General features: G+C 41.0%; 20 protein-coding genes. 9 read left to right on the forward strand and 11 right to left on the reverse strand.

Features of this window, described 5'->3' with window-relative positions; translation table 11 throughout:
* Nucleotides 1-9 precede the first annotated feature (9 nt).
* Complete coding sequence (gene gldB / locus P767_RS0113615) at nucleotides 10-1,014, forward strand: gliding motility lipoprotein GldB (protein WP_037352814.1); 1,005 nt, start codon at nucleotides 10-12, stop codon at nucleotides 1,012-1,014.
* A gap of 12 nt (nucleotides 1,015-1,026) precedes the next feature.
* On the opposite strand, the gene apaG is transcribed toward gldB, so the two are convergent.
* The gene (gene apaG / locus P767_RS0113620) at nucleotides 1,027-1,413 is read right to left on the reverse strand and encodes a Co2+/Mg2+ efflux protein ApaG (protein ID WP_026764969.1); all 387 of its coding nucleotides are present in this window, start codon (nucleotides 1,411-1,413) and stop codon (nucleotides 1,027-1,029) included.
* 133 nt (nucleotides 1,414-1,546) lie between these two features.
* On the opposite strand from apaG, the gene P767_RS0113625 reads away from it, so the two are divergent.
* Nucleotides 1,547-3,001, forward strand: coding sequence for an NADP-dependent isocitrate dehydrogenase (locus P767_RS0113625; RefSeq protein ID WP_026764970.1), 1,455 nt, complete (start codon nucleotides 1,547-1,549; stop codon nucleotides 2,999-3,001).
* A gap of 52 nt (nucleotides 3,002-3,053) precedes the next feature.
* Entirely contained in the window at nucleotides 3,054-4,721 is a 1,668-nt protein-coding gene (locus P767_RS0113630; protein ID WP_026764971.1) for a pyruvate dehydrogenase complex dihydrolipoamide acetyltransferase, read from the forward strand.
* Between the two features lie 138 nt (nucleotides 4,722-4,859).
* Here P767_RS0113630 and P767_RS0113635 read toward each other — a convergent pair whose 3' ends face one another.
* The 6 genes from P767_RS0113635 to P767_RS0113665 all read right to left on the reverse strand — a co-directional run bounded on the left by P767_RS0113635 (nucleotide 4,860) and on the right by P767_RS0113665 (nucleotide 11,544).
* On the reverse strand, nucleotides 4,860-7,265 hold the full coding sequence (locus tag P767_RS0113635; protein ID WP_026764972.1) for a zinc-dependent metalloprotease: 2,406 nt from the start codon (nucleotides 7,263-7,265) through the stop codon (nucleotides 4,860-4,862).
* Nucleotides 7,266-7,648: 383 nt separating this feature from the next.
* The gene (locus P767_RS18405) at nucleotides 7,649-7,885 is read right to left on the reverse strand and encodes a hypothetical protein (protein ID WP_216593239.1); all 237 of its coding nucleotides are present in this window, start codon (nucleotides 7,883-7,885) and stop codon (nucleotides 7,649-7,651) included.
* 26 nt (nucleotides 7,886-7,911) lie between these two features.
* Nucleotides 7,912-8,310 (reverse strand): translation initiation factor, encoded by a 399-nt coding sequence (locus tag P767_RS17155; RefSeq protein ID WP_051417362.1) that lies wholly within the window; start codon nucleotides 8,308-8,310, stop codon nucleotides 7,912-7,914.
* Nucleotides 8,307-10,214, reverse strand: coding sequence for a tetratricopeptide repeat-containing sensor histidine kinase (locus P767_RS0113650; RefSeq protein WP_084799956.1), 1,908 nt, complete (start codon nucleotides 10,212-10,214; stop codon nucleotides 8,307-8,309). The genes P767_RS17155 and P767_RS0113650 overlap by 4 nt, the downstream gene beginning before the upstream one ends.
* A gap of 73 nt (nucleotides 10,215-10,287) precedes the next feature.
* Nucleotides 10,288-11,151: a carboxylating nicotinate-nucleotide diphosphorylase gene (gene nadC, locus P767_RS0113660; RefSeq protein ID WP_026764974.1), complete on the reverse strand. Its 864-nt coding sequence runs from the start codon at nucleotides 11,149-11,151 to the stop codon at nucleotides 10,288-10,290.
* Between the two features lie 9 nt (nucleotides 11,152-11,160).
* Complete coding sequence (locus tag P767_RS0113665; RefSeq protein ID WP_084799958.1) at nucleotides 11,161-11,544, reverse strand: DUF4783 domain-containing protein; 384 nt, start codon at nucleotides 11,542-11,544, stop codon at nucleotides 11,161-11,163.
* 111 nt (nucleotides 11,545-11,655) lie between these two features.
* On the opposite strand from P767_RS0113665, the gene gpmI reads away from it, so the two are divergent.
* The 5 genes from gpmI to yihA all read left to right on the forward strand — a co-directional run bounded on the left by gpmI (nucleotide 11,656) and on the right by yihA (nucleotide 17,193).
* Complete coding sequence (gene gpmI / locus P767_RS0113670) at nucleotides 11,656-13,179, forward strand: 2,3-bisphosphoglycerate-independent phosphoglycerate mutase (protein ID WP_026764976.1); 1,524 nt, start codon at nucleotides 11,656-11,658, stop codon at nucleotides 13,177-13,179.
* Nucleotides 13,180-13,189: 10 nt separating this feature from the next.
* Nucleotides 13,190-13,678: a heme-binding domain-containing protein gene (locus P767_RS0113675; protein ID WP_026764977.1), complete on the forward strand. Its 489-nt coding sequence runs from the start codon at nucleotides 13,190-13,192 to the stop codon at nucleotides 13,676-13,678.
* Nucleotides 13,679-13,684: 6 nt separating this feature from the next.
* A complete protein-coding gene (locus P767_RS0113680; RefSeq protein WP_026764978.1) occupies nucleotides 13,685-14,182 on the forward strand; it encodes a hypothetical protein in 498 nt (165 codons plus the stop codon).
* Between the two features lie 65 nt (nucleotides 14,183-14,247).
* Nucleotides 14,248-16,455: a TonB-dependent receptor gene (locus P767_RS0113685; protein ID WP_037351883.1), complete on the forward strand. Its 2,208-nt coding sequence runs from the start codon at nucleotides 14,248-14,250 to the stop codon at nucleotides 16,453-16,455.
* Between the two features lie 111 nt (nucleotides 16,456-16,566).
* The gene (yihA, locus tag P767_RS0113690; RefSeq protein ID WP_026764980.1) at nucleotides 16,567-17,193 is read left to right on the forward strand and encodes a ribosome biogenesis GTP-binding protein YihA/YsxC; all 627 of its coding nucleotides are present in this window, start codon (nucleotides 16,567-16,569) and stop codon (nucleotides 17,191-17,193) included.
* Here the strand turns inward: yihA and P767_RS0113695 are convergent.
* The 4 genes from P767_RS0113695 to P767_RS0113710 all read right to left on the reverse strand — a co-directional run bounded on the left by P767_RS0113695 (nucleotide 17,182) and on the right by P767_RS0113710 (nucleotide 22,587).
* The gene (locus tag P767_RS0113695) at nucleotides 17,182-18,456 is read right to left on the reverse strand and encodes an anthranilate synthase component I family protein (RefSeq protein ID WP_026764981.1); all 1,275 of its coding nucleotides are present in this window, start codon (nucleotides 18,454-18,456) and stop codon (nucleotides 17,182-17,184) included. The two genes, yihA and P767_RS0113695, sit on opposite strands and share 12 nt — an antisense overlap.
* A 13-nt stretch (nucleotides 18,457-18,469) precedes the next feature.
* Nucleotides 18,470-18,919 carry a hypothetical protein gene (locus P767_RS18410; RefSeq protein ID WP_026764982.1) on the reverse strand — a complete coding sequence of 150 codons (450 nt, stop codon included), beginning with the start codon at nucleotides 18,917-18,919 and terminating at the stop codon, nucleotides 18,470-18,472.
* 86 nt (nucleotides 18,920-19,005) lie between these two features.
* Nucleotides 19,006-20,268 (reverse strand): adenylosuccinate synthase, encoded by a 1,263-nt coding sequence (locus P767_RS0113705; RefSeq protein WP_026764983.1) that lies wholly within the window; start codon nucleotides 20,266-20,268, stop codon nucleotides 19,006-19,008.
* 57 nt (nucleotides 20,269-20,325) lie between these two features.
* On the reverse strand, nucleotides 20,326-22,587 hold the full coding sequence (locus P767_RS0113710) for a RelA/SpoT family protein (RefSeq protein WP_026764984.1): 2,262 nt from the start codon (nucleotides 22,585-22,587) through the stop codon (nucleotides 20,326-20,328).
* A gap of 18 nt (nucleotides 22,588-22,605) precedes the next feature.
* Between P767_RS0113710 and P767_RS0113715 the strand changes: the two genes are divergently transcribed.
* Complete coding sequence (locus tag P767_RS0113715; RefSeq protein WP_245586894.1) at nucleotides 22,606-24,459, forward strand: ABC transporter ATP-binding protein; 1,854 nt, start codon at nucleotides 22,606-22,608, stop codon at nucleotides 24,457-24,459.
* Nucleotides 24,460-24,466 lie beyond the last annotated feature (7 nt).

Genomic DNA, 24,466 nt, shown 5'->3' on the forward strand with positions numbered 1-24,466 from the left:
AATTCGCATATGAAACAATTTTTCCTGATATCCGTACTAGCCCTTGGTTTAGTTTCCTGCAACAACCGGGAAGCCTCTCCGGATGTATCTCATATAAAAGTGAAAGTGGATATTCAGCATTTTGAAGACGATTTTTTTTCTATTGATACCACGCAACTGGAAGCGGCTATTCAGGGCCTGAATCAAAAATATCCCGGATTTACTACCGACTTTCTGTCTAATATACTGGAACTCTTGCCGCAAAGAGAAACCACAGATCTGAAAAGTTTTTACAAAGCCTATTTACCCCTGTACAAATCGGGCACAGCCATTTTTAAAAAGCAATCTGAAGAATTTAATACAGTAAAAAATGGGTTGCAACTAGTGAAATATTATTTTCCTGAGTACCCTTTGCCCAAAAAAATCATCTCATTTGTGGGGCCTGTTAACAGCTTTGCTACCATTATAACAGAAGATGCTATTGCCATTGGATTACAATTGTTCATGGGTAAAGATCATCCTCTTTACACCAGCGAACAGGGACAAATGCTTTATCCTGCTTATGTTTCAAGAAGATTTGAACCGGCCTATATTCCGGTTAACGCCATGAATGCAATTGTAATGGACCTCTACCCTGGTCAGTATTTCGGAAAACCATTAATTGCACAAATGGTGGAATCAGGAAAGAGAATTTATCTGACAGATCATTTGCTTCCATCAACTGCCGACTCTTTAATTATTGGTTATCAGCAAAAACAACTGGATGCCTGTTATGCCAATGAAAAAAATATCTGGGCTTTCTTTGTTCAGAATGATATGCTATACAAAACCGATCCGCAACTGATTCGGGAATATGTAACTGACGGACCATTTACCAATGCACTGGGAAAAGACTCCCCCGGTAATATCGGGCAATTTGTTGGCTGGCAAATTGTAAAAAAATGGGCGGCTAAAAATAAAGGGATTAGCATGGACTCCCTCATGAAGAAAGATCCCGTTCAATTATTTGAAGAATCCAGGTACAAGCCTGGTTAACCTTGTAACAGGTTAATTCATTTTAGAGGGTGCTATTAAATCGAAAGCCGGAATGGGTACTTTAAATGTTTCCTGCGAATATTGATTGATGAGGGTATAAGTTCCCTGCATTTTCCCCATTTCTGTTTTTAAATTACAGCCGCTTACATAAGTGTACTGCTCTCCCGGAGCCAGTATCGGTTGTACTCCCACAACACCTTCTCCTTCTACTTCCCTGTGTTCTGCATTGCTATCGAAAATAAACCAGTGTCTTCTGAGTAATTGTACCGAAAATTTATTGTGGTTCTCTATGGTTATTCGGTAGGCAAACATGAATTCTCCTTTCAGTGGATTGCTGTAATCGGACTGATAGAAAACTTCTACTGTGATTTCAATTCCCGCTGAAATTTTAGAAACCATAGATATTGTTATTGATCATTGTAAATGTAGGTAAATTAACATTCTATATGGTCAATTTTAAGAAATTAACCTGTGAATAAATGCTTAAAATCATTGATTCGGCTGTACTTTTGCACCACAAAAATCAACGATTATGACTAAAATTGCCGTAGCTAAAGGAGATGGAATTGGTCCTGAGATTATGGACGCCGTTTTGTCCATATTTAATGCTGCTAAAGTTCCTCTTGAATACGAAGTGGTAGAAATGGGAAAATGGGTATTCGACAAAGGATATAGCAACGGAATGACGCCGGAAGCGCAGCAAACCATTGAATCGTTGGGGATTTTATTTAAAGGTCCTATGGAAACACCCAAGGGCAAGGGAGTGAAAAGTGTAAATGTAACTGCCCGTAAAACCTGGAATACCTACGCCAATAAAAGAACTTTCCAAACCCTGCATGGTGTTGATACCGTTTTTAGTAAAGCAGGAGTGCCTATTGATATTACCATTGTTAGAGAGAATATAGAAGATACCTACGGCGGAATTGAGCATATGCTTACCAACGACGTAGCATTGAGTAGAAGATTTATTACCCGTCCGGGAAGTGCTCAGGTTATCCGCTATGCTTTTGAAATGGCTAAAAAGAAAGGCTGCAGAAGAATTACCTGCGGACACAAGGCCAATATTATGAAGTTGACGGACGGCTTGTTCCTTGAAGTGTTTTATGAAATTGCCAAGGAATATCCGGAATTAAAAGCGGATGATGTAATTGTAGATGATTTGTGTATGAAGCTGGTTAGCCGCCCCGATTTATTTGACGTGGTGGTACTAACCAATTTACAGGGGGATATTGTAAGTGATCTTTGTGCCGGTTTGGTGGGTGGATTAGGATTTGCGCCTTCTGCCAATATCGGAGATCATATTTCTATTTTTGAAGCGGTTCATGGAACTGCTCCGGATATAGCTGGTAAGAATATTGCCAATCCAACCGCTCTGTTGTTAAGTGGATTTGGTATGTTACGTCACCTAGGATTAATGCAGTCAGCTGCAATGATTGAAAATGCACTACTGTATACCCTGGAGTCTGGTCAACATACTGGCGACTTCGGAGATAAGAATACACCGGCTTTAAATACAACTGAATTTGCCAATGCCATCATTGCCAATTTTGGTAAACAACCCGCGCATAACCCTAAGCCAATGCTTCAGGATGCAGCGATTACTCCAACTGTATTTAAGCTGGAGCACAACCCCATGTTGGAATCCAATGAGGAAATGAATGAATTTATTGTTGGGGTAGATATGTTTATTGAGAGCAATGAACAGCCTACTGTTGTGGCAGACAAGTGTTTGCAACATACACTGGATCTGTTTAAGCTGGTAACCATCAGTAACCGCGGTACGCAGGTATGGCCTAAAGGTTCTGTTTTCACCAATCTGGTAAATCAATACCGTTGTCGTTTTGAGAGTGTGGGAGACCAGCCACTGACCCAGATTGATATCATTGAATTATATAAGCGCCTTACGGCTGATTTTAAAGTATGCTCAACAGAAATTTTAAATATGTGGGGCGATAAAAAAGCCTACAGTCTGGCACAGGGGCAGTAATTGAGTTGATTTTTAACGTAATTTCACGGCTCATTTAAAGCAGATACGAACAATGGCTGAAGTGATATTAATGCCCCGATTGAGTGATACCATGACAGAAGGGGTAATTGCCGCATGGCATAAAAACGTTGGAGACACAGTTAAAAAAGGTGATCTTCTTGCAGAAATTGAGACAGATAAGGCAACCATGGAGCTGGAAAGCTACCAGGATGGCGTGTTATTGCATATAGGTACTCCTAATGGCGGAAAGCTACAGGTAAACGATTTGCTGGCCATTTTTGGCAAGCCAGGGGAAGATATCAGTGATTTATTAAAGATTCACGGTGGAAACTCTGCTGCTCCGGCACCTGCTGCCACTGTTGAGACGGCTGCACCTGCTACAGCTTCCATCCCCGAGCCAACTTCTAGCGCAACTTCAGGAATTGATGTTTCTGCAATGGAAGAAGTGGTTTTAATGCCTCGCTTAAGTGATACCATGACGGAAGGGGTAATTGCTTCCTGGCAAAAAAATGTAGGAGATGTAGTAAAGAAGGGAGAAGTACTAGCAGACATTGAGACCGACAAAGCCACTATGGAACTGGAGAGCTACAAGGATGGTATTTTATTGTACCAGGGAGCTCAGCCGGGCGAAAAAATTTTAGTAAACGATTTACTTTGTATTATAGGTAAGGAGGGATTGGATGTTGCGGCTATTGTAGCTGCCGTAAAAGCGGGATCAGGTTCTGCTGCTTCCGTTCCAGCACCAGCTGCTGCTCCGGCTCTGGCTGCCACAAGTACAGTCGCTGCACCATCGGCAGCTACTTCCGCTTCGGTGTCCGAGCCTGAAGTGGTGAATACAGGAAGAATTTTTGCTTCTCCATTGGCCAAAAGAATTGCTGCAGAAAAAGGCATAGACCTTAAATATGTAAAAGGTTCAGGAGACAATGGCAGAATTACTAAAATAGATATTGATCAGTATACGCCTGCTACGGCTGTTGCTGCATCTGCACCTGCTGCAAAATCTGCTTCACCTGTTGTAAGCAACGCTGCAGTTGGACAGGTTAGCTATACTGATGTGCCTGTTTCACAAATGCGTAAGGTAATTGCCAAGCGTTTGAGCGAAAGCTTATTTACTGCACCGCATTTTTATTTAACCATGCAAATTGACATGGATGCAGCCATTGCGGCCAGAACCAAGATTAATGAAGTGGCTTCTGTAAAAGTGAGCTTTAATGATCTGGTGGTGAAAGCCACTGCCATGGCGCTGAAAAAGCATCCTAAAATTAATAGTAGCTGGATGGGTGATTTTATCCGTTACAATGATCATATTAATATTGGTGTTGCGGTAGCAGTAGACGAGGGATTATTGGTGCCTGTTGTAAGGTTTGCAGACAGCAAGTCTCTATCTCAGATTGGTGCAGAAGTTAAAGACTTTGCTCAAAGAGCCAAGGATAAAAAATTACAGCCATCCGACTGGGAGGGCAGCACCTTCACCATTTCTAATCTGGGTATGTTTGGTATAGATCAGTTTACGGCCATCATAAATCCTCCGGATGCCTGTATTTTGGCTGTGGGTGGTATTTCTCAGGAACCTGTTGTGAAGAACGGTCAGGTTGTTCCCGGAAATATCATGAAGCTTACTTTAAGCTGCGACCACCGAGTAGTAGACGGAGCAACAGGAGCTGCTTTCTTACAAACCTTGAAGCAGTTGCTGGAAGAACCTGTAAGAATGTTGGTATAATCAATACTATCTAAGGCGTTTAGCTTTTGAAATAAATGAAAGAGGCTGTCTCATATGAGGCAGCCTCTTTTATTAGAAATGTTTCGTCTTGCAGAAGCGTTGTTATTATATACTGCAATCTGCAAAACAATTTATTACTCAATCCCACTCGCATCCTATGGGTGCTCCCGGAGGAATTTCCCTGTGCTGTGGTAGTGCAATCTCTTTGGGATTATTGATTCTCTCAATGGCATAACTAAAATGTGCTTTGTCATTAGGGCTATTCAATTGAGCAGCTGCATACTTTTTTAATGCGTCCAGTCTGTTAAAACAAATGGCCTGTACTGCATAGTTGGCCTGTTCGTTTTTGCTTAATGCAAGCAACCAGGTTAGTACCATTTGCTGGGTTTGTTTTTGCACTTCTCTGGCCAAACCTTTTTCTGGTGTAGCTTTCCAGGTTGCATTGATAATGGCATCCAATACATCATCCCAGCCAGGCGTTCCGTTCATGGCTTTTAGTTGAACCAATCTGTTGGCTCGTTCCGCATTAAAAAGGAAAGACAATTGAAAATGGGCAAGTGCTTCTGCAGCAGCCAATGGGTCGAAGCTCATGCCCGTTCTTTTCGGGAAGGTTTCACCAACGCCATAATACATAGGAGGGCGGGGTGGTATCATTTGAACAATCTTATTGGGAATAGTTAATACTTCCGGAGATAAGCTTTTTAAAACTGCTTGCAAAGCCTTTTGTTGAGTTGCAGCAGGAATTACAGTAGGTTGCACCTGCTTGTCTCCTCTTACATTATAGCTGTAATTAATTCCACCAATTAATTTACTTACCGCTTCGGACTGATAGCGGTGGTAATTGTATACAGGAACCAATACATCTTCCAGTAAACTCATGGGTTCATTGGGACGAATGGCGTTCTCCCCGAATTTTTCTAATGCTTTTTTTCTTACTGCAAGTACATTATCCAATTCTGCTACAGGGTCAGTGCTGTTATCCCATAAATGCGCATCCGGGTGAAATCCCCCCACTGCCCTTGCATCTGCATCGGCAATAAACAATAAACCTTTGCGCTGATTCTCCTCTAATAATGCATTGAGTGCGTTTTTCTCATCAATACCTTCCGCAAAATGCGAGTAGCCATATTGGATAGCCCTTTTATCCCATTCTCCAATTTCATTGGTATAAACATTGCTGAAGTCAATTTCACCTTTATTGTTTAATACAACTGCGGGATGCGGATAGTCCATAACTGAAGCTCTGTTGTTAACACTGGAAGCATAATTGTGTTGCAATCCCAATGTATGTCCTATTTCATGTGCCGATAATTGTCTTAGTCGCTGTAATGCAGCCTGGCGCATGGTTTCCGGTACTTTTTTGCCGGTTTCGTATGGTGAAAGTAATCCGGCAAAGATTAAATAGTCCTGTCTTACTCTTAATGACCCCAGGGTTACCTGTCCTTTGATTATTTCCCCTGTGCGTGGATCTGTTACGGATGCTCCATAACTCCATCCTCTGGTTGAACGATGTACCCAATTAATCATATTATATCTGATGTCCATCGGGTCTGCAGAGTCTGGAAGTATTTTTACTATGAACGCGTTTTTATATCCTGCTGCTTCAAATGCCTGATTCCACCATTTTGCTCCGTCCAGCAAAGCAGATCTAATGGGTTCCGGCGTGCCATTGTCTAGATAATAGACAATGGGGTTAACGGGTTCACTGATACTTGCCTTAGGATCTTTTTTAAATAAGCGATGCCTGGATATAACCATTTGCTGGATGGGTTCTGTAAAATCACTGCTATAGTCAAAATAGGTCTTTCCAAAATATCCGCTTCTGATATCATATTTTCTGGGCTTGTACTGATTGTCGGGTAGTTGAACAAAAGAATGATGCATCCTTACCGTAATGGCTTCAGTAGAGGGACTGACTGATCTCACCAGTCTTCCGGCATCTGATCCACCCACAAAACTAATTATTGCTTCAAATTCAGAATTTAGCGGGAAATTCCTCGTGTTATTGATATACACAGCAGAACGGGCTTCGTTAAAAGTATAGCTCCCCTGACGCATGCTTCTGATTTTATCTGCTACACCATGGGCATCTCTTAACAGGAATGCACTCATATCTATCAGGTAATTCCCATTTTCCTCAGCCTCAATGGTAAAGGATGCCAGTGTGGACGAGGCAAAGGATTCAGCAACTGCTTTTTGTTCCTTGATATCTGCTGAACTTGCCCGGTAATTATAGTTGGGCTGAATCAGCAATAATTTTTTTCCGACTTTGTGAAAATAAACAATACGTGTGTCGCCCAGTTGTCCTCTGTCGAGGCCTATATCATTAGATCCCAGTCCGGCAGGTAAACTATTTACATACAAAAATTCAGAATTGATTTTATTTACCAGCAACCAGATTTTGCCATTTGCTGCATCGTACCAAAAGGGAAAAAAGCCATCCATCTTTTTCATGGACTTTGTTTTTTCTGTAATTGGTGAAACTACTTGTGCCTGTAGTGCAATTGCCAACAAACAGGTTAGCATAGTTAGCCATCTTTTCATTTTTTTCTATTTAGTATTTGAACAGAGTAAAATAAAAGACCCTGCTCTTATTGAATAAAAACAGGGTCGGATATATTGGTTCAGCTAAAAATTAACCGTTGTTTTCTGTGCCTGATGTTTCAGGAGTAAACAGCGTGGGTGCCTCAGTAGCTACTGGTGCCGGAGCTGGTGCAGCTGGTGTTGCTACTGCAACTGGCGCAGGAGCGCTTACTTTTTTGGCTGGCTTCTTGGCGACTGGCTTTTTAGCAGGTGCTGCTTTTTTTGGAGCGGCTTTCTTAACTGCTTTTTTAGGGGCTACTTTTTTGGCGGCTTTTTTTGGAGCAGCTTTTTTTGGAGCAGCTTTTTTTGCAGCCTTTTTTGGAGCGGCTTTCTTAACTGCTTTTTTAGGGGCTACTTTTTTGGCGGCTTTTTTTAGGAGCAGCTTTTTTTGCAGCCTTTTTAGGAGCGGCTTTCTTAGCTGCTTTTTTAGGTGCTACTTTCTTTACAGCTTTTTTTGGAGCAGCTTTTTTTGCAGCCTTTTTAGGAGCGGCTTTCTTAGCTGCTTTTTTAGGGGCTACTTTTTTGGCGGCTTTTTTAGGAGCTGCTTTTTTAGCAGCTTTCTTTTTACTTGCTTTTGCCATGATGGTATTAGTTTGAATGAAAAGTTTTAGAATGACAGTAAGTTAGAATTTTTTCCTAACAAAAAATAATTAAGCAGGGGTCTATTTTTTTTGGTTTTTGAGTATCCGTTTTTTAGTAGCCAGGCCAGCACCTTGTCGCGCTGATCTCCCTGAATAATGATTTCCCCGTCTTTGGCACTTCCTCCGGTTCCGCAAAAGTTCTTCAGTTGCTTGGACAGTTTTTCCAGGTCTTCTTCTGTTCCGGTAAAACCAGTTACAAGGGTAACTGTTTTCCCACCTCTTTGTTTTTTGTCGAGCTCAATCCATAATCGCTGATCGGCTGGGGGAAGGGTTTCCACCAGATTGTCTTCTTCTCTGCTGAACTGAAAATCAGGATTAGTGCTATATACAAAGCCAGCTTTGTCTGCGGTATTCTTCTTGCTCATACTGCTTTTTTTGGTAAAATAACGGAAAATTGACTGCCCTTGCTCGGTTCGCTTTTTACCTGAATATTCCAGTTATTGGCAGCTGCATATTCTGCACAAATTAAGAGTCCCAGACCAGTCCCTTTTTCCTTTTGTGTGCCAGGCGTGGTAAAATGGGTTTTTAATTGAAAAAGCCGATTTACCTGTTCCTGTGTCATGCCTACCCCATTGTCTGAAACGGAAATAAGAATATGGTTGTCATTTTCTTCGCTGTTTAGCTGAATAATGCCTTTTTCTGGTGTGAATTTGATGGCATTCAATATTAAATTTCTGATGATAATATCGTAGTGCTGGGGGTCTGCCGTGTAAAAAAGATTTGCATCAATCTGATTATGAATAGCTATATCCTTTTGCTGTGCCAGCGCTTTCAGAAGATTAACAGAAAAATCTGCCTGATTTTTCAGTGAGAAACTAGTGCTTTCAATGCCAGCAATACCCTTCATCCTCGACCTTGACCAGATTAACAGATTGTCTAGAACATAATGCAGGTTTTGTACCTGTTGGGTTAGTTTATCTTTTAGTTCATTGTAACTTTCTTTGTCTAATGTATCCGGATCTAACATAGGTAATACCGCATTCAGGGAAGCAATAGGCGATCTTAAATCGTGTGATACAATGGAAAAGACTTTATCTTTTAACAATAAGGTTTCTTCCAGTTCTTCTTTCTGTTGGTTCAGTAATAAATTAGTAGCTGTTTTAAATTTATTTTTTCTCCATATTACTACCAGCATGATAATAAAAATCAGAGAAGTAATAAGTAGTGAAATATTCAGAAAAGTTTTTTGCCGGCTTTCCTTATCCTGCTGTTGTTTTTCTTTCTTAAGCTGGTTTATTTCGGATTGTTTTTTTTCGGCTTCGAATTTTGCCTGCATTTCAGCCAGTCTGGACCTGCTTCTTTCCTGGTATAACGAGTCGTTCAGCGCACTGTATTTCTTTTGTGCTGTATATGCTTCCTTAAATTGTCCATTTCCTTTATAAGCATCAGATAGTAAATTGTAAATAACCGATGTTTCAGATTTGGCACCCATCTGAATTCCCAGTTCCAGCGCCCTTTCAAGATTTTTTATGGCTTCCCTGTATTTTTTATCGCTGCTTAAATTTCTGCCAATTCTATACCTGGCTGTAAGTTGTAATTGGATGCTATTGACTTTTTCAGCCATATCAATGGCTTTATAATAATACAATCTGGCACTATCATTCTTTCCATTGAATTCAAAAAGATCGCCCATATTTCTATAAGAGAAAGCCAAAAGATAATCGTCTTTGAGTTTCTGATTAAAGCTTAATGCTATTTGATTATAGTGAAGAGCGCTGTCAATTAATTTCTCTCTTAAGAAACAAAAGGCAATATTGTTCAATGCTCTTCCTACGCTTCGTTTGTCTGAAAGACGGTCATGTAATTCCAGGTCTTTTTTAAATAATTCAATTGCTTTTTTGTAATTGTTTTGACTATTGAATACAGAAGCCATGCACCGATAGGAAGCTGCCAGCTCTGGCAGATTTCCCATTTCTTCGTTCCATTTCAGCGCTTGTGTACTGTGTTCAAATGCCGAAGTGAAGTCTCCTTTCCGGTATTTAACCCAGGCAAGATTATTAAGTGCTTTGCCTTTTTCCTTATGTAGTTTATGTTGGGTAGTCAGCACTAATGCCTGGTTGGCATAACTGGTAGCGAGGACTGTGTTTTTGTCGGCCAGTAGTTCAGCGAAATAATTTAATAATACTGCCCGTTCATTCACTCCTCTCTCTTTTTTGATTAAAGCATCAATGCTGTCCTTAGAAAAGGATTGCGAATGAGTTGTATTAATCACGAAAAAAGAAAGGGCAAAACAAAAAAGATAAAATATCTTTTTAATACCTGGCTTCATGCTGGATTTTCTGATGCCGGAAAATTACAAAATTTAGAAAGCTGTTAAATAATTATTTCATGAATCCCCCCATTTATTTCACAAAACTGGCTTTTAAGCTTAAATCTAAACTTCTTGCCTGGTGAATGAGCCCTCCGACGCTTACAAAATCTACCCCTGTTTTTGCGTAGTCAACAATATTTTTAAGATGAATACCCCCGCTTGCTTCTGTTTCTACCCTGCCCTGAATAATGGCCAGTGCAGCTTTAATTTGTTCAGGTTGAAAATTATCGAGCATGATGCGGTCTACTTTGCCCGGCGCCTGATTGCATATGATGGTTACATCATCCAGACTGCGGGTTTCCACTTCAATTTTAAGCGGGTGTTCCAGCGATTGCGAATAAGCATAGGCTTTTTCAATGGCTTTGATAATTCCGCCACAATAGTCAATATGATTGTCTTTTAGCATAATCATATCGTATAAGCCAAAACGGTGGTTGATTCCTCCTCCAATTTTTACTGCTTCTTTCTCGAGTAATCGGAAATTCGGGGTTGTTTTTCTGGTGTCCAATAATCGGGTATGATAGCCTTTGAGCAGGCTGGTGTACTGTCTGGTGAGCGTGGCAATTCCGCTCATTCGCTGCATGCAATTCAGAACCAGCCTTTCCCCTTTTAAAATGGTATGCACCGTTGCTTCAATTTCAAATGCAGTTTCTCCAACCGTCATTTGTTCTCCATCCTTTTTAAAAATAGTTATTGCCGCATTGGGCTCCAGTTGTTTAAAGATTTTTTCAGCAACAGATACGCCTGCCAGAATACCATCTTCTTTAATTTTCAGTACGGCTTTCCCTTCTAAATCTTTCGGTATACAACTCAATGTGGAATGGTCTCCATTTCCAACATCTTCTTTAATTGCTTGTTCAACTAAATTGGCTAAGGCAATATCAAATGAATTCATGTAAATGGCTTAACTGATTCGCATGGTAATAATGTAGAAATTACCCGCTTTTTGTTTTAACTGAACCGTTATATTAAAACTTTTTCCGGAAGTGGTTAATTTGCCCAATATATAAATCAGTGTACCTTTTCCTCCTTCGGATACTTTCTCAAATCCTTTCACATTCTGATCGGCATAGAATGATTTTAAAGCCATGGCAGCCTGGTTTTTGCTCATGTTTTTAACTTCATCCTTATCTAATAGCTTCAGATCTACAAAATCATCCAGATAAGTAGTAATCATTTCAGGGTTACCCGTCTTTAAGGCCCTTACGACCAAATCAGTGTCTGATTGTGCCTGAGCTGTAATTAAACCCCCCAATAAAAAACAAATCGTCATTATCCAGTGCTTCATAAAATCCGTTTAACCTTAAAATCTGCTATAATCATGCCAAAATCGGCCTTTTTTTTCTGTCAGATAAATGTACAGCCAAAAGCCGAATGATAAAAAAGTTAACTTTAACGCATGAGTAAGAAAGTTATATTAATTATTATGGATGGATGGGGATTGGGCCAGGTTAAAGCGGCAGATGCAATCCAACATGCCCATGTGCCTTTTGTGAGTTCATTATATCATCAATATCCCAATACAACTTTAATTACCTGTGGTGAAGAAGTGGGTTTGCCCGAAGGACAGATGGGCAACAGTGAAGTAGGTCACCTGAATCTGGGAGCAGGCAGAATTGTGTACCAGGAACTACAGCGGATAAATGTGGCGGTCAGAGATGGGTCTTTGGCCAATAACCCTGCGTTACTGGCCGCTATTAACGAAGCCAGAAAACCGGGGAAAAAACTGCATCTGCTTGGTTTGGTAAGTGACGGAGGTGTGCATTCTCATACCAACCATTTAAAAGCCCTTTGCAGTATTTTTCATGAACAGGGTTTACAGAATGTATATATCCACGCTTTTACAGATGGCAGGGATACGGATCCCAAAAGTGGAATGGGATATGTTCAATCTCTGGAAAACCATCTGAAAGCTTCAACCGGCACCATTGCCACTGTATCCGGCCGCTATTATGCCATGGACAGAGACAAGCGTTGGGAAAGGGTAGCACTGGCCTATCATTGTTTGGTAAATGCAAAAGGGAATCAGGCAAGTTCTGCAGCAGAAGCTATTGCCAGCAGTTATGCAGCTGGTGTTACTGATGAATTTATTTTGCCTACTGTAATTACTGATGCTAAGGGTCAGCCTACTGCTACCATAGCCGAAGGAGACGTGGTTATTGCATTCAATTTCAGAACAGACCGCTGCAGGGAAATTACAGAAGTGCTTACACAGCAGGCTTTCCCCGAGCATCAAATGCAGCCCCTGCCTTTACATTATACAACCATGACACAATACGACCAGACATTTAAAAATGTTCATGTTGTATTCGAAAACGATAATCTCACCAATACGCTTGGGGAAGTGTTGGCAGCACATGGTAAAAAGCAAATTCGGATTGCAGAAACGGAAAAGTATCCACATGTTACTTTTTTCTTTAGTGGCGGAAGGGAACTGCCTTTTGAAGGTGAGTCCCGTATTATGGCGGCATCACCCAAAGTGGCCACTTACGATTTGCAGCCTGAAATGAGTGCAGATGAACTTACCGATAAATTGTTGCCTGAAATTGCCGCAGAGTCTGCGGATTTTATATGTCTGAATTTTGCCAATGCCGATATGGTGGGTCATACAGGGGTTTTTGAAGCGGTAGTAAAAGCTGTTGAAACAGTGGACCGATGTGTGGCAAAAATTGTTACACTGGCACTGGAACATGGTTATGCCATCTTTTTAACTGCCGATCACGGTAATGCAGATTATCTGATAAATGATGACGGATCGCCCAATACAGCTCATACCCTGAATCCTGTTCCGCTGTTTGTGATAGATAAGACCTGGAAAGGTGAAGTAAAACCTGGTAAATTAGGCGATATTGCTCCAACCATTCTCTCCTTTATGAATATTCCGGTTCCTTCAGAAATGACAGGGACCATCTTAACCCACTAAACTTTAAACCATGTTTAAAAAAGTATTGATTGCGCTATTGGTAATAATACTGGTACTTCAGGCATTCAGACCAGAGAAAAATCTTTCCGGAAAGAAAGAAAATGATATCAGTACGCTTTATGCGGTACCAGCAGAAGTAGATCAGATATTGGTGAAAGCCTGTAACGATTGCCACAGTAACCAAACCGTGTATCCCTGGTATGCTGAAATCCAGCCCCTGGCCTGGTGGTTGGATGACCATGTAAAAGATGGCAAGAAGCATTTGAATTTTAATGAGTTTGCCAGCTACAGACTGGCCAAACAGTTTCATAAACTGGAAGAAGTGTTCGATGAGGTAAAAGGAGGTGAAATGCCTTTGGAATCGTACACTGTAGTTCACAGAAACGCCATTTTAACAAATGAGGAGAAAGATATGCTGATGAACTGGTCGCTTGCAGTTAGAGATACCATGAAAGCAAGGTATCCTGCAGATAGCCTTATTATGAAAAAGAAGAAATAGCAGAGATTGACTCCCCGCAAACTGGTTGTTGGAATTTTACTAGCCATTCAGGTTTTGCCTTTATTGTTATTTGCATTTTTACAATTGCAGAAGCAAAGGGTTAAACTTGAAATGGAGAAGGCACTTGCATCAGACAAACTGGAAAGATTTGTATTAGAACGCCATGAATTTACATGGGTAGAAGAGGGTAGGGAAATGAAGATTCGCGGGGTTATGTTCGACGTTGTAGCTTTCACTCCATTATCCGATGGTCGCTATCAGGTAGATGGATTAACGGATCACAGAGAACAGGCTATTAATGAAAAAACCAATCATCTGGTACACCATAAGGGGAAGTTCAAGGATTTTCTGGTTAAGCTTATTGTTATTCAGTCGATGGGTGTGGTGCAACAGGGTTTACAATTGCCTGTTTATTGGATTTCTCATGTCCGGGTTTTTTTTACTGCATCTCAATGGACCAAACATATTTATCTTGATATTAATGTGCCTCCACCGAGGGGTTGATTCTATGTCACGTTTTTTTATTGCAACCTAGCTCAGGCTATTTTTTATTATTAAACATAGAATCAATGATCAAGAGAGTATTGACCATTATTCCTATGCTTTTTGCTATATCTATTGCAGATGCGCAAAACACAAAGGATAGTGTTCAAAACAAAGTAACCTTGTTAGATGATGTAATGGTGTATTCCAGCCGTTTTGCAGAAAAGCTTAAACGAGTGGCACAAACAATCGAAATCATCAATAACAAACCACAATTGAATTTTCAGAATAACACTGCAGATGCCATTATTCAGTCGGGTAAACTATTTGTTCAAAAAAGTCAGCAGGGTGGAGGAAGTCCTGTTATCAGGGGTTTTGAAGCCAGTAGAATTTTAACAGTGGTGGATGGGGTAAGAATGAATAATGCTATTTACCGTGCGGGACATTTGCAGAATATTATTACTGTGGATAATATGGTGTTGGACCGGATAGAAATTTTATATGGACCTTCTTCTACCTTATTTGGCAGTGATGCTTTGGGCGGCGTAATCAGCCTTACCACGCGGAATCCGGTTTTGTCTTCGAAGAATAAATCAGAAGTAACCGGCTCTGCAACTTTGCGTTACGGTTCTGCCGTTCAGGAGAACAGAGGAAATATTCAATTTAATATTGGAGGGAAAAAATGGGCTTCTTTTACTTCGGTAACCTACGGAAGCTTTGGTGATTTAATTCAGGGTAACCAACGTTCTGCGGCCTATCCTCATTTTGGTAAAAAGGATTTTTACGTAATCCGTTCCGGCAATACTGATATCTCTGTACCCAATCCTGATCCGAATAAACAAATAGCTTCGGGTTATAAGCAGGTGGATGTTACGCAGAAGTTTTTGTATCAGGCCAGTGAAAAAATTCAGCATGTATTCAATCTTCAATTTTCTAATAGCAGTGATATATCCAGGTATGACCGGTTATCTGAAAAAACAGGTAATACACCTGTATTTGCTGAATGGTATTATGGGCCGCAGATTAGAAATATGGCTTCCCATCAGTTAAGTGCAAAAGAACAGAATGGATTTTTCCAGGACCTTAAATTAACAACCAGTTTTCAGGATATTGAAGAAAGCAGAATTACCCGAAGATTTCAGAACAACAATAAAGATTTTCGTTGGGAAAGAATTCAGGTATTTGGCGTAAACTTTGATGCCAAGCATTATCATGGAAAACATGAACTGCATGTGGGTGCAGAGTCTTATTCTAATTTTCTGCGTTCTACTGCTGAAAGAGTCAATATTGTTTCCGGGAATAAATCCAGAATAACTACCCGTTACTCGGATGGTCCAACCAGTATGGGTACCCATGCTGTATTTGCGCAGCATACCTATAAAATCAATCCGCATTTTACCCTGAATCAAGGACTGAGATTTAATCTGGTTCAGTTGAATGCACAATTTGTGGATACAGGACTAACCCGTTTCCCTTTCACGAAAGTAAGGCAGGTAAATAAAGCAATCACCGGAAATATAGGTATCGTTTATGCCAGTCCGAAGAATTTGCGTGCTGCTTTGGTGTTTAGTACGGGTTTCCGATCTCCTAATATTGATGATCTGGCTAAGGTATTTGATTCCAGAACTGGTTTGGTAGTTGTTCCCAATTTGCAGATTAAGCCGGAGTACACCTATAATATAGAAGCCAATGTTCAGCAATACGGGGAGCGCTTCAGTTTTGGTGCCGCAGTATTTTACACTTCATTTACCAATGCACTGGTTTTAGACAAATTTTTATTTAATAACCAGGACAGCATTATGTACAGTGGAGTTAAAAGCGCTGTATATGCATTGCAGAATAAGGCCAAAGCCCATATTTATGGTTTTAGCGTAAATGCATCTGTACAAATTATACCCAAGCTTAGTGTTGATGGAGTAGTCAATTTTACAAAAGGACAATTTACAGATGCTGTGAATGGCCGTATTCCACTGGATCATGTGCCTCCAACACACGGAAGAATTGCACTAAAAAAATCGGGTGAGAAATGGAATGCAGAGTGTTTTATATTGTTTAATGGCTGGAAAAGACTGGCCGATTATAATCCCAACGGAGAAGATAACCTGCAATATGCAACACCAGATGGGATGCCTGCCTGGCATACGGTAAATATGAGAACTGCATTGCAGATTAAGTCTGCCCTACAGGTTCAGGTGGCACTGGAGAATATTTTCGATAAGAATTACCGTTATTTTGCCAGTGGTATTTCTGCACCAGGCAGAAATCTTTCCCTAAGCCTGAAAGCGAGTTTTTAATGGGTTATATGACTTACTTTACAATAAAGCATTGGTAAGTCAAGAAATTGTTTTGAAAAGAATAGCCCCTGCCAATAGTTAGTTGGTGGGGGCTTTTGTTTAATTTGCAGTATGGAAATTAAAAAAGCAACTTACCTGATTTCAAATGCGGACTATAAAGCTTGCCCCAAACCCGACAGACCTGAATATGCATTTATTGGGCGAAGCAATGTAGGTAAGTCTTCTTTAATTAATATGCTTTGTAAGAATAACAAGCTGGCAAAGACCTCTTCTGCGCCCGGAAAAACACAGCTGATCAATCACTTTGAAATAGAAAGTTCTCAGAAGCATGCCAAGGGATTTAACAGATGGTACCTGGTAGATTTGCCCGGCTATGGTTTTGCCAAAATTGCACAGAGCACCAGAAGACGTTGGGAACAGATGATAGAGAATTATCTGCGCAAAAGAGAAAACCTCATTAATGTATTTGTATTAATCGACAGCAGACACGAACCACAGAAAATTGATCTGGAGTTCATTAGTCAATTGGACAAATGGCAGATTCCCTTTAGCCTGGTTTTCACCAAAACCGATAAAGAGAAGCCAGCCGTGGTTGCCAGAAATATTGAAGCTTTTTTTAACATTTTAAAAAGCAGCTGGCAATTTCTGCCACAACATTTTATTACCAGTGCAGAGAAAAATCAGGGAAGAGACGAGTTGCTCTCTTTTATTGACCAAAAGAATGAATCAGTAGCCTAGTACCTTTTCAATGGCTTTGGCTTTTAATAAACATTCCTGATACTCCTGTTCCGGATCACTGTAAATGGTGATGCCACTGCCTACCAGATAGCTCAGGTATTTATTTGCGTTGTTGTATAAGATGCTTCTGATTACAACATTAAAATCAAAATCCTGATTGGGTTTTATATATCCTACTGCACCTGAAAAGATTCCCCTTTCTATAGGTTCGTATTGACGAATTAGTTCCATTACCTTTTTCTTGGGTGCGCCAGTCATACTACCCATCGGGAAGCTTGCCTGGATAATTTCATTCATGCCATTTTCAGGCAAGAGTTCACCTGTTATGGTCGAAATCATCTGGTGAACCTGAGGAAAACTATAGATGCCGAATAATTCTGAAACAGAAACAGAACCTGCTTTGCAAACCCGGCTTAAATCGTTTCTTACCAGGTCTACTACCATTACATTTTCACTTTTGTCTTTTAGGCTGTTCGACAGCTGCTCCCTTAATTGATTATCTGTATTTAAATTGTTCAGGTCTCTTTTGAGCGTGCCCTTAATGGGCTGCGACCATACTTGGCTGCCCTCTTTTTTTAACCATCTTTCCGGACTGGCACAAAGTAAATGTGCATTGTTTTCTTTGTAGTAACAGGCGAAAGGATTGGGCGATAATCGGGTTAGCTGACGATATACAGCAGCCGGATCTAATTCAATGTTTTCAGCAAAAAATTCCTGGCAGAAATTAATTTCATAACAGTCTCCATCCTGAATATGCTTCAATAAATCCTGAATAGTTTGCAAATAAGCTTCTCTGCTGGTTCTGGGGGCGCAGTGAATGGAATGCTGCATCCCTTCCTTGATTGCTATATTGCTGATTTCGCTGAAGATAAGTTCCGGATCTTTGGAATAAGACTCAATAATAAGTTCCTGATTGCTTAAATGCAGAATATGGTCGGGTCTGAAAAAAAAAGCATCACTGAATCCTGCCGGATGCTTAGGCTGGGTTCTTAAGTTTTGAAGTGTATTGTATTCGTAGGAAAAATGACCGAATAGCCAGTCTTGCTCTTCTTTGTAAAATGCGTCAATGGCTGCTGCAGTGTTGGCGCCCCTGATTACCTGCAAAGCACCTGCCGCAGCCAGGCAATCCACAGAGTGATGAGGTAACTGGTATTGATGATTATCTAAAAAAGAGCAAACACCAAATGGTTGAATCCATTGTAGTATTTGCTCTTTCACATGCGGCATTTCATTTATAGAGAATGCCTTATTATTTCTTTTCAAAAATGATTCTTATTTAGAAGTCATCGTCTTCGTCGTCATCAAAACCACCACTCTTATCATTGAAGAGATCAAATTCTTTAAAGTCTTCGTCTACTTTAAAATCATCTTCTTCCTCGTCTTTCTTTTTACCTCCGGTTGCTTTTTTCCCTTTGCTCTTAGGCAGGTCAAATTCATCGAAGTCGGGATCCCAACTGTCGTCTTCTTCAGAAGCTTCCCAATCGTCTTCAACATCTTCTGCTTCGTCATCGATGTCGTCGTCGTCGTCATCAGACTTTTTCTTTGCAGATGATTTACTGCCTGTTTTCTTGGCGGTAGACTTTACCTCCAGTTCATCATCTTCAAAATCATCATCATCGTCATCATCTTCCTTCTTTTTTGCTTTAGGAGATGGTTTACTTGCCGCTGCTTTAGCGGGCACTTTCGGGGTGGAGGATTTCTTATCCTTATCAGACTTCGCTGCCATATTTCTAATAAGATTTAGAGCGTAAAATTTGTACGCAAAATTATATTAACCAAATAAATTTTTCAATATCAAATCAAATGCCAAAACTACAGGGGTACAATCTGGTCTCTTCCTGGTCCGTTCGATACAAACTTAACAGGTGCACCCACATAATTGTTGATGAAATCTATATAAGTATTCATTTCTGTTGGTAAAGCATCTGCCGTCTTAATCTGGGAAGTATCTGTATTCCATCCCTTGAATGATTTCAGAACAGGACTGATTTTTGCTCTTGAAATCTGGTAAGGAACTTCTTCTGAAATGGTTCCATTAACATCATAGGCAGTACAAACTTCCAGTTGATTAAAGCTATCCAATACATCTGCCTTGGTCATGATGATTTTGTTAACCCCATTAATCATGCAGGTATATTTTAAGGCAACCAGATCTATCCAGCCACAACGTCTTGGTCTGCCGGTAGTTGCGCCAAATTCGCTGCCTATCTTTCTTAGCTCTTCTCCTGTAGCGTCTTCCAGTTCAGTTGGGAATGGACCGCTACCCACACGGGTACAATACGCTTTGGACACACCCATTACATCATTGATTTTTTTAGGTGATACCCCAAGACCTGTGCAAACACCCGCAGAAATGGTATTGGAAGATGTAACAAACGGGAAGGTTCCGAAATCAATATCCAACATACTTCCCTGCGCACCTTCGGCCAATACTTTCTTGCCTTTGGTAATTTCATTGTTGATGAAATATTCGCAGTTGATTACATTTAATGTTTTCAAAAACTCCAAAGCTTCAAAGAATTCATCTTCCCAGCTGGAAATATCTTCAATGAAATGGAAATTGTCCAGTAATTTCTGGTGCTTCAGACGAAGCTTAATATATTGACTGGTAAAATTCTTATCGAGTAAATCCCCTACGCGCAACGCATTTCTTCCGGTTTTATCCATGTATGCCGGGCCAATGCCTTTCAGGGTAGAACCAATTTTGCTTTCTCCCTTGGATAATTCTGAAGCTTTGTCAAGTGCTCTGTGAGTAGGAACAATAATATTGGTACGTTCAGAGATGAACAAATTTTTGCGAACATCAATGCCATGAGCAGCAACCGCATCACACTCTCTTTTCAAGGTAACCGGATCTAATACAACCCCGCCACCAATGATATTGATTTTATTCTGATGAAAAATACCTGAGGGAATCTGGTGTAATACCATTTTCTTGCCTTCTACATACAATGTATGTCCGGCATTTGGACCACCCTGAAAACGGGCTACGATATCATAATTCGGTGCAAAATAGTCTACTATTTTACCCTTTCCTTCATCACCCCATTGTAAGCCTAATATTACGTCAACCATAGTTTATTTTCTAAGGGGCAAAAATAAGGGATAAGAAGAAGAGTAAACAGTAAAACTTTAGGCTTCTTTCTCTGTATCGAATCTGTCAACGGTTTGAATACCATTTAAAGATTTCAGACGGTTCACCAGTTCTTCCAGTTCTTCTTTATCGTGTACGAATACCTTAATGATGCCTTCAAACAAACCTTCTTTAGAATCAATGCTAAGCCCGGAAATATTGATGCGCAAATCGCCACTGATTACATTGGTGATTTTATTAATAACACCCACATCATCTAGCCCAACAATCTTTAAACCAGTCAGGAAAGAGATTTCCTTGTTCTTCGCCCATTTGGTTTTCACCACTCTGTGTCCGTAATTGGCCAGTAGCTGGGTGGCATTGGGGCAGTTGGTTCGGTGTATAATCAATCCTTTTCCTGTGCTTACAAAACCAAATACGTCGTCGCCAGGAATGGGGCTGCAGCATTTGGCAAGCGTGTACATGATTTTATCACTGCTCTCGCCAAATATGATTAATTCAGAGTCTTTTTTAGAAACGGATTTGCTGGAATCTACCACCGTTTCGGGAATCACTATTTTGGGTTTGGGAATTTCAATTTTGTCGCCCAGAATCTGAAAGTCTTTCAGCTCTTTCAGGTCGATGGCTTTGGTGGCAATTTTATAATGCAGGTCCAGTGCAGAATTCACTTTGTAAAACTGGGTCAGTTCCTCAATATTGTACTGACTGTAAGCGGCTCCCAGCGATTCCAGTCTTCTCTGTAAAACGTATTTGCCGTCTTCTGCAATCTTTCTTTTTTCTTCCCTTAAACTGTCTTTTATTTTATTCTTGGCCTTGGCGGTAACCACCATATTCAGCCAGTCTTCTGAAGGTTTTTGTTTGTTGCTGGTTATGATTTCAATCTGATCGCCGCTTCTTAATTTATGCCCAATCGGAACCAGTTTGTGGTGCACTTTTGCGCCAATACATTTGGTGCCAATGGCAGAGTGGATGGAAAACGCAAAATCAAGTGCGGTACTACCCGTAGGCAACATTTTCACTTCCCCTTTGGGCGTGTAAACATAAATTTCTTCGGCTAAAAAAGAAGTTTTAAAGTCCTGAAGGAAATCCACACCATCGGTGTCAGGTGCACTCAATACTTCGCGGATCTGCCCGAACCATTTGTCAAAGCGGTCTTCATCGTTTCCTTCTTTCCCTTCCTTGTATTTAAAGTGTGCGGCAAGTCCTTTCTCCGCAATTTCATTCATCCTTTTGGTTCTGATCTGCACTTCCACCCATTTACCCTGGGGCCCCATCACGGTGGTGTGCAAGGCTTCGTATCCATTGCTCTTTGGGTTGCTTAACCAGTCTCTTAATCTTTCCGGGGAGGGATTGTACTCGTCGGTAATCATAGAGTACACTTTCCAGCACTGTTCCTTCTCTTTTTCGGGAGGGGCATTCAATATAACACGGATGGCAAACAAGTCATAGACTTCTTCAAAGGCAACTGCTTTTTTCTTGATTTTATTCCAGATGGAGTGAATGCTCTTGGGCCTTCCGTAAATTTCAAAATCAAAATCGGCCGCAATTAGTTTTTCCCGGATCGGACGAATGAATTCATTGATATAACGGGTTCTTTCTCTTTTGGTTTCCGCCAGTTTCTTCGCAATATCCCGGTAAGCCTCTGGTTCCATGTATTTCATGGAAAGGTCTTCCAGCTCTGTCTTGATATTGTATAATCCCATGCGGTGAGCCAGGGGAGCATAGACCCAAACGGTTTCCGAAGCAATCTTCAATTGCTTCTCCCGCTTCATATGGTCCAGAGTACGCATATTGTGCAGTCTGTCAGAAAGCTTTATCAGTATTACTCTTGGGTCATCGGTTAGTGTCAGCAATATTTTTTTAAAGTTCTCTGCCTGCTGACTGGTATTGGTGTCCATAACACCGGAAATCTTGGTGAGTCCGTCCACAATTTTGGCAATCTCGGTGCCAAATTCCATTTCAATATCTTCCAGCGTAATATCAGTGTCTTCCACCGTGTCGTGTAAAAGTGCACAGATGCTACTTCTTACCCCCAGTCCAATTTCTTCCACACAAATCATGGCCACCGCTATCGGATGCAGAATATAGGGCTCCCCACTTTTTCTGCGCATGGTTTTGTGGGCATTGGCTGCCATTTCAAAAGCGGTACGCAATAATTCCTTGTCCCCTTTTTTTAATTTGGGTCTCAGCGCTTTTAATAAAGCACGGTAATGGCGAATGATTTCTTTTTTTTCCTGCTCTTCGTTCAGGGTATACTTGGCTAAAGCGGGCTCTAAAGGCTGAATTGGGGCTGCATCCATACCTTACAAAGATACAAAATGCCTGATTTTATTTTCTGTTTACCTTTGCGCTCCATGAGTGCAGCCGAAAAAAAGAAAATATTTGACTTTAGTGTTTTACAGCGCATCTTTTTTTTCGTTAAACCCTATAAAAAATATTTCTATCTCAGCTTATTGCTGGCCATTTTCATGGCGATTGCAGCCCCCATCAGACCTTATCTGATTCAGCTCACGGTAAACGGGGCAACCGGTAAGGTAAATCAGGTGCCCGATTGGGTTCGCATTGTTTTGTTCGGACATGATTTAAGCGATGTCAGCCGTTTTATTATATCGGTAACCATTTTTCAGATTGCCTTTATTCTCCTGGAAACCAGTATCCGTTTCTTATTTTCTTATATCACAGCCTGGATGGGCCAGCATGTGGTAAAGGATTTAAGGGTAACTGTGTATAAAAAGGTGTTGGGCTTAAACCTCAGGCAGTTCGATCAAACCCCAATTGGAACTTTAACCACCCGAACCATCAATGATATTGAAAGCATCAACGAAATTTTTTCAGATGGCTTAATACCCATCGTGGCCGACCTGCTTACCATTATTATTACCCTGGGCACCATGTTCTATATGGACTGGAAGCTAACCCTGGTTTGTCTTACGCCCTTTCCTATCATGATTATTGCCACATATTATTTTAAGGAAAGCGTTAATAAAAGTTTTATTCAGGTTCGCAATGCGGTGGCAGCTTTGAATGCATTTGTACAGGAACATATTACCGGAATGCAGGTGGTGCAGGCTTTTGCAGCAGAGGAAAAAGAGGCCAAAGCTTTTCAGGAGATCAATAAGAAGCACCGGGATGCGAATATTCACGCCATTTTTGCTTACAGTGTGTTTTTTCCTGTGGTAGAAGTAGTGTTGGCATTGAGCATGGGTATTCTGGTATGGTGGATTGCAGATCAAACCCTGGATGCAGGCTTGCTGGTGGCATTTATATTATACCTGAACCAGATTTTCCGCCCGCTGCGGGTGATTGCCGACAAGTTCAATGTGTTGCAAATGGGGATGATTGCCGGTGAAAGGGTTTTGAAAGTGTTGGACAATACAGATGAGTTGAAGCCCAGTGCGGCAGATGCTTACCGCCCTGCAAAGATTCGCGGGGATATCCGTTTTAAGGAGGTTAGTTTTTCCTATACGGGCACACAGAACGTATTGCATGGAATTAATTTTGAAGTAAAAGCAGGAGAAACCGTAGCCCTGGTAGGACATACCGGGAGCGGAAAGACTTCCATCATCAGCCTGCTCAACCGACTTTACCAGATTCAGGAAGGGGAGATTTCTATTGATGGGGTGGATATCAGCCGCTGGGATACGGACTGTCTGCGCAGCGGCATTGGCGTTGTTTTACAAGACGTTTTCTTGTTTTCGGGTACTATAATGGACAATATTACCCTTAGAAACCCGGCGATTTCAATCCAACAGGTAGAAGAAGCCGCCAGAATGATTGGGGTTCATGATTTTATTATGCAATTACCCGGAGGATACCAGTACAATGTAATGGAAAGGGGGAGTACACTCAGTCTGGGTCAAAGGCAGTTGATTTCCTTTATCAGGGCTTTATTATACGACCCGGCTATTTTAATTCTTGACGAAGCCACTTCTTCTATTGATACCGAGAGCGAGTTGCTGATAGAAAAAGCCATTGATACCCTGATTGCCGGCCGTACCTCCATTGTGATTGCCCATCGGTTGAGCACCATACGTAAAGCCAACCAAATCATTGTGTTAGACAAGGGAGAATTAAAGGAAAAAGGGAATCATGCCGAGCTGCTGAGGGTGGGAGGATTCTATGCCCGATTACACGAAATGCAGTTTGGGAAAAAGAAAGCCGTTTTGCAATAAATATACC

The organism is Sediminibacterium salmoneum NBRC 103935 (genome assembly GCF_000511175.1).
Taxonomy (GTDB): Bacteria; Bacteroidota; Bacteroidia; order Chitinophagales; family Chitinophagaceae; genus Sediminibacterium; species Sediminibacterium salmoneum.